The organism is Mesorhizobium sp. M7A.F.Ca.CA.001.10.2.1, assembly GCF_003998575.1.
Classification (GTDB): domain Bacteria; phylum Pseudomonadota; class Alphaproteobacteria; order Rhizobiales; family Rhizobiaceae; genus Mesorhizobium.
The window spans coordinates 1-10,099 of sequence record NZ_RZQY01000163.1; the positions used below are offsets into that span (position 1 = coordinate 1).

Below are 10,099 nucleotides of genomic sequence, written 5' to 3' on the forward strand. Positions count from 1 at the left end.
CGATAAGGCGGTGAACGATTTTATCCAGAAGATCACCAGCATCACCGGCAAGGGTGGCTGATCGAACTCTTTGTTTTACGCAATTCCGGACGGAAAACCGCGACACACTTTCCCTGGAATTGCTTTGGAAGGCCTATTTCGGGAGGAGACGGCCGTGAAGAAGTTTATCAATTCGGTGGACACGGCGCTGACCGAAAGCCTCGACGGCTTCGTCGCCGCCCATGCCGACATCCTCGTGCTCGGCGACGAGCACAAATTTGTCCGCCGCAAGACCTTGCGGCCGGGCAAGGTGGCGTTGATCTCCGGCGGAGGCTCCGGCCACGAGCCGCTGCATGGCGGCTTTGTCGGGCACGGTATGCTCGACGCCGCCTGCCCCGGCCAGGTGTTCACCTCGCCGACGCCGGACCAGATGCTGGCGGCGGCGGAGGCCGTCGACACCGGCGGCGGTTGCCTGTTCATCGTCAAGAACTATGAGGGCGACGTCATGAACTTCGACATGGCGGCCGAGATGTCTGAAGGCGTCCAGCAGATCGTGACCAATGACGATGTCGCCGTCGAGAATTCTTCCTATACGACGGGCCGGCGCGGCGTCGCCGGCACGCTGGTGGTGGAAAAGATCGTCGGAGCCGCTGCCGAACATGGCCTGGCACTGGCGCCGCTGAAGGCGCTGGGCGACGGCGTCAACGCTGCTACCCGCTCGATGGGCGTGGCGCTGACCAGCTGCACCGTACCGGCGGCGGGCAGGCCGACTTTCGACATCGGCGATGGCGAGATGGAATTCGGCGTCGGCATCCATGGCGAGCCCGGCCGCCGGCGCGACACGCTGAAAAGCGCCGATGCTATCGCGCAGGAGATCTGTGCCGCAATCCTGGGCGATCTCGGCGACCGGGCGAAGGGTCCAGCGCTGTTGTTCGTCAACGGTTTCGGCGGCACGCCGCTGATGGAACTCTACCTGATGTACAACAGCGCGCGGGCGATTTTCGAGAAGCATGGCGTGACGGTGGCCCGTTCGCTGGTCGGCTCCTATGTCACCTCGCTCGACATGGCCGGCTGCTCGATCACACTCACCATGCTCGACGATGAGACGACCGCATTCTGGGACGCGCCTGTACACACGGCGGCGCTACGCTGGGGCATGTAACCCTGGCTTCCACCCTGCTTTTCTGCGACATCTTTCCCTGCAATCGCAACATTGTCCAGGTTGATGCTGCCACCGCTTACCCCTGCCGAAGAAAAGCTGCTGCTGCGCTACGCAGATCCGGAGGCGCCGACTGTCGACGTCGATAATTTGCCGGCAAAGACGCTGATGTCGCTGCTCGACAACGCCGAATTCCATGGCGTCCTGCCGATCATGCTGCGCAAGCTCAGCGGGGACGCGCGGCTGCCAGCGGATGCGGACCTGCACGGCAAGCTGGAAAATCTGCGCCAGAAGGCAACGATCGCCACCGGCCAGTCTATGCTGTTGAAGTATCATGGCGACCGCATCATGAAGGGACTGGCGGCGGACAATATTCCGGCGCGGATCGTCAAGGGACCCGTCTTCGCGCGCAAGCTCTACCGCAACGTCGCCGACAGGCCGTTCACCGACATCGATATCCTGGTCGAACCCGCCAACCTGGCGCGGGCAAACCAGGTGATCACGGCATGCGGCTTCGAGCTTGGCAGCAACGAGGCCGAATCCTACGAATTGCAGGAATTCAAATGGCTCGAAAAGGAGAATTCCAGCCTGCTGGTCGAACTGCATGGCGACCTCGTGCATGACATCGGCATGCGGCGGCGCCTGTCGCTGGGTTTCCCTGAATTGCGCGCCATCGACGGCGACGCGACAGACACGCCGGCGGCTCTTCTCACGATCGCCATCGTGCACGCCGCCGGCGGCCATAAATTCCACCGGCTGCAGCTTTGCGTCGACGTGCTGCAGGGCGTGCGGGCGCTGCAATCACCCGAAGCGGAAGCACGCCTCTTCGACGCTGCCCGTACCACCGGCATCGAGCTCGAGTTGGCAATCGTGCTCGATGTGACCGGCCGGTTGTTCGACGAAAGCCGCGCGCTCGAACTCGCCGGCCGCATCAAACCCGATCTCTCCATACGGCTGGCCAGGCGGTTGATCACCACGAATACGCTGCTCGGCGTCAATTCCAGGGATAAGCTTGGTTCGCGCCTACGCCGCGACGCCTTCCGCTGGATCCAACGGCTGGCCAGGGCGAGAGCAATTCCAGGAAAAGTGTGAGACGTTCTCTCCCGGAAAAGCGTCGCGCCATCACCTCAGGTCGGAAAGTGATGGCGCTCTTGGCTTGGCCGCTTTGAGTCTTTAGCCTGCGTCGGGAAGCACACGACGAAGGATTGAGGAATTTGGCCGATCTCAATACCCACATTGCGAATGCTGCGCGTGATCGGAGTTCCCCGCGAGTCGTCGCGGTCCTTACGACACGGAACGAAGAACGGTTCGTCGCCGGATGTCTCGAGAACCTCTTTCGTCAAGGCGTACAGGTCTACATCTGCGACAATCAGTCGACGGACCGAACGCTTGAGATTGCCCAGCGCTACTGCGGAGCCGGATTGATAGGATTCGAAACCATCCCGCATAACGGCTGGTATTGCTGGGAGCACCTTCTTCGTCGCAAAGAGGAACTGTTTCAGTCGCTCGAAGCAGACTGGTTCATGCATGTTGACGCTGACGAGATCCACCTTCCGCCGACTTCGTACTCATCGTTGGTCTCCGCCATTGCGGCAGCCGACGCACTCGGCTTCAATGCGATCGAATCTTCCGAGTTTACGTTCATTCCTACCAGAGAAGCTCCCGATCACGACAATCCCGATTATCAACACACGCTGCGCACCTACTACCCGTTCCGGCCAACCTCCCCACACTGCGTCCGTGCCTACAAGAAACAGGACGGCCCCATGGAGATTGCGTGGTCAGGCGGCCATCTCGTACGGTTCGCGGGTCCGGTGAGGCTTTACTCCGAGCGTTTTCGCATGAAGCACTATCTGTTCCTTAGCGCAGAGCACGCCGCATGCAAGTATGCTGGCCGCCGGTTTCTGAGCGAAGAGGTCATTGGTCGTGGCTGGCACGGATGGCGACCCCGCTTGCGATCAGAGGATATTCTGCTGCCGGACGCCAGCCAGGTGCGCGCCAGCGCGACGGACGACGATCTGGACGAGGCCAATCCATGGTCGGCGCACTGGCTTGAGCGGTACGCCTCGTGAATGAGGTACACCTCCCCCGCGTCCTGGCGATCGCGGATCGACCCGGCTGGGCGATTGATCGCAAGACCCAAAATCTCCGGCGCGTGCTGGAAAGAAGGTTCGAGATCGTCCAACGATTTCAACATGATGTGACTGAGTCGGACGTGAACACGGCGGACATCGTGCTCATCTTCTATTGGCTCCAGATCTCGAAGCTGCCCCTGCCGGAATCGGCCCTCGCCAGGCGGTCTGACAGGCTGCTCATCGGGATCTGCAGCCACAGAGAGCTGGAGGGCGAATTCCGCGAGCCCGGGCTCGCCGCCCTGCACCGGCTGGCGCGCGCTGTCTTTGTCAACAATCGGCAGCTCGAGCACGAATACGGTCCTCTACTGCGTGTTCCGGTCCACTACACGCCCAATGGAGTCGACACGACGTTCTTTTGTCCCGCACAAGAGCCACAACCCGGTTCTGGCGAGCTCCGTGTCGGATGGGCGGGAAGTCTCGGCAACCATGGTCCAGCACATCGCGGCTTCCACGACGTCATCGAGCCCGCGGTAGCGGCCGTGCCGGGCGCGCGCCTACTGACGGCGATTCGCGAGCAACGCTGGCGTAGCCATGACGAGATGCCCGGCTTCTATCGGGATCTCGACGTTTATGTCTGCGCCAGCCTCAGCGAAGGCACTCCCAATCCTTGCTTGGAGGCGGCGGCGTGCGGTGTCCCTTTGGTGACCACCCGTGTGGGAAACATGCCCGAGCTGATTCGGGATGGCGACAACGGGCTGTTCTTCGATGGAACTGCGGAGGGGCTTGCGAACAAGCTAGCCTTGTTGCGGGACACGCCATCGCTCCGGTCGAGGATGGCCGCCCGCATGATCGAGACGATCCAAGAGTGGGATTGGGGCGTGCAGGCGGAGAACTACGCGCGCATGTTTGCCTCGTTGCTTACTGCGGGCGGAGCTGTCGGGCCCATGAGATGAGCGGCTTCGGGTGTGCCCTGCCAAACCTGACCTTTGTAGCGCCATTCGAGTTTTCCCGGACCCTTGCTCTTCCGTACCTCGCGCAGCAAGGATAACGAGGCGGCGCTGCGCTGAAATCGTTGTTTTTGCGCAAAACTGCGAAGTAGAAGCACTCCGAAACACGCTATCCCCACGCCCTTGGGAACAAGGAATAGCGGCCCCACGTTGCCTGGGGTATTCAGTCCCGAGTCGTCAGAGCGGCGCTGATCAGTGCCGCAGCGTCAGCCGGGCGCGCGCCCACCTCCAACCGGAAGGTCGGCACCGCATTGACCACCCCGGCGATGGTCGCCAGCCGGCGTTTCTGCATCGGCAGCAGCCCGGTCATACCGGTGCGGACGTTGTCCACCGCCAGTGCCACCATTGCGTCGGTGCCGGCCATGGCGACGAGCCGGCTCTGGCTTCCGGCGGAACGCGCCAGGTGCAGAAGGGCCGCCACCGGCCGGGCGGACGCGTTTTCCACCCGGATGATATCCTCCAGCCGTTCTAGCGAGATGGGCTGTTCGCCATTGCGATCCCAGGTCTGGCCAAGGCAGGGCGCCACCTGCGGGATCATCTCCGCGGTCTTCCGATGGATCTTGACGGCGCGCGGCAGACCCCAGGCGACGACCTTGCCCGAAGTGGCATGCACGATCATGGCGTCGTCGGAGCAGAGGCCAAAGCCCTGTATTGCCAGCGCGAGTGACGTCGTGGTCTTGCCGGTGCCGCTCGGAGCATGGATCAGCACCACCGCATCGCTGTCCGGCAACGTCAAGCCGGCAGTGTGCAGCATATGCTGGCCACCGGCGTCGAGCGCGGCGTCGAGCACCAGCATTGCCGGTGTCCACGCGGCTTTCGCGCCAGGGCGGATCCGGAGTTCGGCCCAGCCCGCCACGCCGTTGATGGCAACGGTCTGACGCTCGGGAAAGACCAGATGGATGATACCACTATCCTCGAACATCCGGCAGGGACCATCCTCCGGCACCTCGCCATCGAAGACGAGGGATCCGTTGGGTGCCTCGTCCAAGGTGTCTGTCTCGGCGATTTCGAGACGAAAGTCCGGCTCGACGGGTTCCGCGATACGCAGGCTGCCCAGCATCCGGTCGAAATCCTGCCACAGCTCCGGGCGCTCGGCCGATATGCCAAGGATCAGGCCGTTGAGGCCATAGCAGGCTGAAGGTCTGGTCAAGCGGGACGCGCCTTTATGGCATCGGCATGATGACGATAGATTTCGACCATGCCGGGAAGCTTGTCGCTGACCACCGGCCTGCCATCGAGGCAGACCCAGCAATGCGCTGCCAGGCGCTGCGCTTGCATCGACTGCGGATCGATGCCGAAGCGCAGGTCTGGATCGAAGCCGGCCAGGCGCAGGAAACGATGACCTAGCAGACCCTCCCTCAGGCACCTGCGGTCACGCATCAGCCAGGGACGGCGGACGGCGCGGTTGACGCTGGCGACTATGTAGGCGGACGGCAGACCGCGATAGGGCGTCGACGAGGCGAGCGGCGCCCATTCGAGCACCTCCTCGAAGCTCCGGTTGATGACCAAGACCGGCATCAGCCGCGCGCTTGCCCAGAGATGGCAGCGAAACAGAGCGCGCAGGAGCGGGCCGTCAGTCATCAAGCACCTGGCGCGGCGAGGATACCTTCAGAGATCAGATCCGCGGCCAGTGCCGCCATGTCCTGATCGAGCGTCCCCTTGTCGACCTCGAACTCCTCGCAAAGCAGATCGACGATCTGGTCGAGGTTGCGCGCGCCGTCCACCTTGCCGAGAAAGGCTTCGGTCGTGCCGTTGCATGTATAAAGCTGGCCGCTGCGCGCCAAAAGCACGACTGCGCCATCGCCCACATGCTGCACCGAGGCATCCTCGGCCAGCCGCAGAACGGTTCCAGAGACTATTTCCACCACGCCCCTCCAAGCCACGCTCATCCCGGAAATCAGATAGCGCGGAGGTGGAGCGCTGTCTATCAGCCGATCATGGGAGCCCAGTGCACGGACCAACGGCTTTGCTGACGGATTCTCCGCGCCAGTCGCGTTAGAACCTGCTCGGTTGCGTCTTCCCGGCCGCATTCGTCCCAGAAATAGTCATCGATGAAATGTGACAAGCAGCGGGCCTGCCGGCAGCGGACGTTGCATTTCTTCCCCTAAGTAAGGTAAAACCTGTCTGGGTATTGGGGAGATAGCGTATGCGTTACAATTGGGAGCGGGCTCCGACGAGCTTCGAACGTCACAGAAAAGCGCTGGCCACAGCCATTTTGATCGCTGGCGGCATTGGCCTCATGCTTGTGGCCCTGCCGATCTAGAAACAACCTTCAGACACAGCGGCTGCCGGCGCCTGGGCGTAACCTCTCAGCGTGGCTGCCCGGCCACCGCGAGGAAGCGGCGATCGCGCCCCTCGAAACCCTGGCTGAAACGCTGCACCAGCACAACGATCACCGCCGGCTTGCCGGCCGGGGTGAGTTCGTAGGATTCCGACAGGCTGTAGGAGGTCGGGCAGTGTCTTGAGCCCGGCACGGTCTTGTCCTCGTGCAGGATTTTGAACGGCTTGCCATCCTGGCCTTGCAGCGTCAGCCGGAAGCCGAGGGCCTTGCCCGCCTTCTCACCCTGAAGTGGCTTTTCCTCTTGAAGTAGCTGGTCGCCTTGCCGCGTCACATCGAAACTCGCCGAACAATCGCTCGTGCTGGCCGCCAGGATTTCGTCGAGCTGGATGGTCGAAATGCCTGTTTCGCCATGGAGCGGCGCCAGCCACTTCTGCGACACCTGCTCGAGGTGAGAAATGTCGTTGTAGGCAACCATTTCGCCCGGAAAGGTGAACTTGTCGGAAGCCGCCTGCTCGGCTGGGGATGTGATGGCATATTGGGCGAGAATGGGCGCCGCCTGAGCGGCGGCCTGCGCCCTCGCCTGCTCCAGCGTCAGTGTCGCCTCCTCCGTCTCGTCGACGACGAGGATCGGCTTACCGCCAACGAGCTGATCCGTGCGGGTATCGATGATGTCTATCTGCGACCAGCCAGAGTCCGAGGCGCCGGCGTCGAGCGTTCATATTGCTCGAAGGCGAAATAAGCGCCATCCGGCGAAAAGCCGATGATGTGCCGTGCCGCGGCATCGCCAGCCTGAGCGGTTCCAGCGGAGATCGCGAGCACGACACCCATGACCAATGGGAGCGCAAGGCGCCCGATGATCCGCACAGCAGCAAACATCCCCACTCCAATCTGGAATCGCAATTTCATAGCTGCTTGCCCCCAAGCGCCAGGTCGATATCGGCCGTACAATGGCGTGCATTTGCGGCCAAGGGTAGAGCGCGCTATCTGGAGGGAAGAAAATCATTCCTGGGGAGGTATGGATGGCTTCACGCTATCACGAGGTCTATGAAGGCTGGAAACGCGACCCGGAACGCTTCTGGGCGGACGCAGCCGGCGCCATCGACTGGTATTCGCCCTGGGACAAGGTGTTCGACGCCACGGCTGGCGTCTATGGCCGCTGGTTCACCGGCGCCACCTGCAACACCTGCTACAACGCCATCGACCGCCATGTCGCGGGCGGGCGCGCCGACCAGATCGCGCTGATCCATGACAGCGCGATCACAGGAACGATCAGGAAGTTCACCTATGCCGAGTTGAAGCGCGAGGTGGTTGCACTCACCTCGGTGCTGAAGAACCGTGGTATTCGTAAGGGTGACCGCGTCATCATCTACATGCCGATGGTGGCCGAGGCGGCCATCGCCATGCTGGCCTGTGCCCGCATCGGCGCCGTGCATTCGGTGGTCTTCGGCGGCTTTGCCTCGCATGAGCTTGCCACCCGCATCGACGACGCCAGGCCGAAGCTGATCATTTCGGCATCCTGCGGCCTGGAGCCAGGCCGCGTCGTCGCCTACAAGCCGTTGCTCGACAAGGCGATAGAGATTTCCCGCCACAAGCCGGACGCCTGCCTGATCCTGCAGCGCGACCAATTGCGCTGCGAGCTGAAGGAGCATTTCGACATCGACTACGCCGATGCCGTCGCCCGCGAACGGGCAGCGGGCGCCAATGTCGATTGCGTGCCGGTGCTGGCCACCGATCCGCTCTACATCATCTACACATCGGGCACGACCGGCCAGCCCAAGGGCATCGTGCGCGACAATGGCGGCCATATGGTCGCGCTGAAATGGACGATGGAAAACGAGTTCGGCGTCAAGCCGGGCGAGGTGTTCTGGGCGGCGTCCGATGTCGGCTGGGTGGTCGGCCATTCCTACATCGTCTACGGACCGCTGCTGCATGGCTGCACAAGCATCCTGTTCGAAGGCAAGCCTGTGGGCACGCCCGATGCCGGCACCTACTGGCGGGTGATAGCGGAGCATGGTGTCGTAGCCCTTTTCACCGCACCGACCGCGTTCCGCGCCATCAAGGGGCAGGACCCGAAGGGCGAGTTCATTGCGAAATACGACCTCTCGAAGTTCCGCACGCTGTTTCTTGCCGGCGAGCGCGCCGACCCGGAAACCATCAAATGGGCGGAGCAGAAGCTGAATGTGCCTGTGGTCGACCATTGGTGGCAGACCGAGACCGGCTCGCCGATGACGATCAATCCCGCCGGCCTTGGCCTGCTGCCGGTGAAATACGGCTCGCCCGGCGTGCCGATGCCCGGCTACGACATCCGCGTGCTCGACGATGCTGGCCATGAGGTGCAGCGGGGCACGCTGGGCAATGTGGTGATCAAACTGCCGCTGCCGGCCGGCTGCCTGCCGACGCTGTGGAATGCCGATCAACGGTTCCGCCAGGCCTATCTCGACGAGTTCCCCGGCTTCTACAAGACGGCGGATGCCGGCATGGTCGACGAGGACGGCTATCTCTACGTCATGGCTCGCACCGATGACATCATCAACGTCGCCGGCCACCGGCTGTCGACCGGCGCCATGGAAGAGGTGCTTTCGGCCCATCCCGATGTCGCCGAATGCGCGGTGATCGGCATTGCCGACGCCATGAAAGGCCAGGTTCCGCTGGGCTTCGTGGTGTTGAATGCGGGTGTGACCCGCGATATCGGCTCTATCGAGAACGAGGTGGTCGGTCTGGTGCGCGAACGCATTGGCCCGGTCGCCGCCTTCAAGACGGTGGTGACGATCAAGCGCCTGCCCAAGACGCGTTCGGGCAAGATCCTGCGCGGCACCATGCAGAAGATCGCCGACAAGGAAGAATGGACCATGCCGGCGACGATCGACGATCCGGTCGTCCTCGACGAGATCACCAAGGCCCTGAAGGAACGCGGAATCGGACTTTGAGCCACTGAAGGGTGGGCCGCGGACGACCTTTTCGATCGGCAAGCAATACTTTTATTGTGCGACGCAGCAATGCACCCTAAAGTCGTTCGCGGGGGGACATCGACAAAGGTCGCATGGCTCAGCAGAAGATTACATTTGGTGGCGTAGACATCCTGCGCTTTCTCGCCGCCGTCATGGTCATGGTCTACCACTATGGCTTCTGGGTGTGGGCGTATCCGGACGGTGTTTCGGCGCGCGCCACGGGCGGCGTTCCCCCGCAGCCGGCAATAGGCGCCTGGGTCGAATCCGGCTGGGTCGGCGTCCAGATCTTCTTCGTCATCAGCGGTTTCGTCATCGCCTTCAGCGCCGAAAGGTCGACACCCCTGCAGTTTTTCGAAGCAAGGGTGAAACGGCTGGCGCCGGCGGTTTGGATCTGCGCCCCGGTCACCGCGGTGGTGCTGCTGCTTGTCGGCCTCAGTTGGCCGACCGATGCCGTCATCAGGCTCCTACGCACCGGCCTGTTCGTTCCGTACGCGCCTTGGGTGGACAGCGTCTACTGGACGCTGGGCATCGAGATCGCCTTCTATGCCATCGTCTGGATCCTGCTCAGCTTTGGCCGCTTCCATCTGATGGAGATTGTGGCCGTCGCCATCGGCTTGGTCAGCACGTTGTTCTGGTGCCTCTACTACCCG

At 62.6% G+C, this 10,099-nt stretch carries 11 protein-coding genes; 6 read left to right on the forward strand and 5 right to left on the reverse strand.

Translation table 11 applies throughout. The features are described from left to right. The first annotated feature begins 154 nt into the window (after positions 1 to 154). The 4 genes from dhaK to EN964_RS13175 all read left to right on the forward strand — a co-directional run bounded on the left by dhaK (position 155) and on the right by EN964_RS13175 (position 4,166). Entirely contained in the window at positions 155 to 1,141 is a 987-nt protein-coding gene (dhaK, locus tag EN964_RS13160; protein WP_127272249.1) for a dihydroxyacetone kinase subunit DhaK, read from the forward strand. 63 nt (positions 1,142 to 1,204) lie between these two features. After that, entirely contained in the window at positions 1,205 to 2,230 is a 1,026-nt protein-coding gene (locus EN964_RS13165; protein ID WP_127272248.1) for a nucleotidyltransferase family protein, read from the forward strand. Positions 2,231 to 2,352: 122 nt separating this feature from the next. Then, on the forward strand, positions 2,353 to 3,210 hold the full coding sequence (locus tag EN964_RS13170; RefSeq protein ID WP_236383302.1) for a glycosyltransferase family 2 protein: 858 nt from the start codon (positions 2,353 to 2,355) through the stop codon (positions 3,208 to 3,210). After that, positions 3,207 to 4,166, forward strand: coding sequence for a glycosyltransferase family 4 protein (locus EN964_RS13175; RefSeq protein ID WP_127269704.1), 960 nt, complete (start codon positions 3,207 to 3,209; stop codon positions 4,164 to 4,166). Before EN964_RS13170 ends, EN964_RS13175 begins: the two co-directional genes overlap by 4 nt. Before the next feature lie 217 nt (positions 4,167 to 4,383). Here the strand turns inward: EN964_RS13175 and EN964_RS13180 are convergent, their stop codons facing one another. The 5 genes from EN964_RS13180 to EN964_RS38515 form a co-directional block, all read right to left on the reverse strand. After that, the gene (locus EN964_RS13180) at positions 4,384 to 5,370 is read right to left on the reverse strand and encodes a serine kinase (protein WP_127269702.1); all 987 of its coding nucleotides are present in this window, start codon (positions 5,368 to 5,370) and stop codon (positions 4,384 to 4,386) included. After that, complete coding sequence (locus tag EN964_RS13185; RefSeq protein WP_127269700.1) at positions 5,367 to 5,801, reverse strand: lasso peptide biosynthesis B2 protein; 435 nt, start codon at positions 5,799 to 5,801, stop codon at positions 5,367 to 5,369. Before EN964_RS13185 ends, EN964_RS13180 begins: the two co-directional genes overlap by 4 nt. Continuing rightward, positions 5,801 to 6,088 carry a PqqD family protein gene (locus EN964_RS13190; RefSeq protein ID WP_164748961.1) on the reverse strand — a complete coding sequence of 96 codons (288 nt, stop codon included), beginning with the start codon at positions 6,086 to 6,088 and terminating at the stop codon, positions 5,801 to 5,803. Before EN964_RS13190 ends, EN964_RS13185 begins: the two co-directional genes overlap by 1 nt. A gap of 441 nt (positions 6,089 to 6,529) precedes the next feature. Beyond that, positions 6,530 to 7,177 carry a DUF2259 domain-containing protein gene (locus tag EN964_RS13195; protein WP_306663816.1) on the reverse strand — a complete coding sequence of 216 codons (648 nt, stop codon included), beginning with the start codon at positions 7,175 to 7,177 and terminating at the stop codon, positions 6,530 to 6,532. Continuing rightward, positions 7,174 to 7,377, reverse strand: coding sequence for a hypothetical protein (locus EN964_RS38515; RefSeq protein ID WP_236383301.1), 204 nt, complete (start codon positions 7,375 to 7,377; stop codon positions 7,174 to 7,176). The genes EN964_RS13195 and EN964_RS38515 overlap by 4 nt, the downstream gene beginning before the upstream one ends. A gap of 143 nt (positions 7,378 to 7,520) precedes the next feature. Between EN964_RS38515 and EN964_RS13200 the strand changes: the two genes are divergently transcribed. Together EN964_RS13200 and EN964_RS13205 are read left to right on the forward strand one after the other, a co-directional pair. Next, the gene (locus tag EN964_RS13200) at positions 7,521 to 9,428 is read left to right on the forward strand and encodes a propionyl-CoA synthetase (protein WP_127269156.1); all 1,908 of its coding nucleotides are present in this window, start codon (positions 7,521 to 7,523) and stop codon (positions 9,426 to 9,428) included. Between the two features lie 113 nt (positions 9,429 to 9,541). Continuing rightward, positions 9,542 to 10,099: acyltransferase (locus tag EN964_RS13205; protein ID WP_164775807.1), on the forward strand; the 558-nt coding region annotated here is incomplete at its 3' end.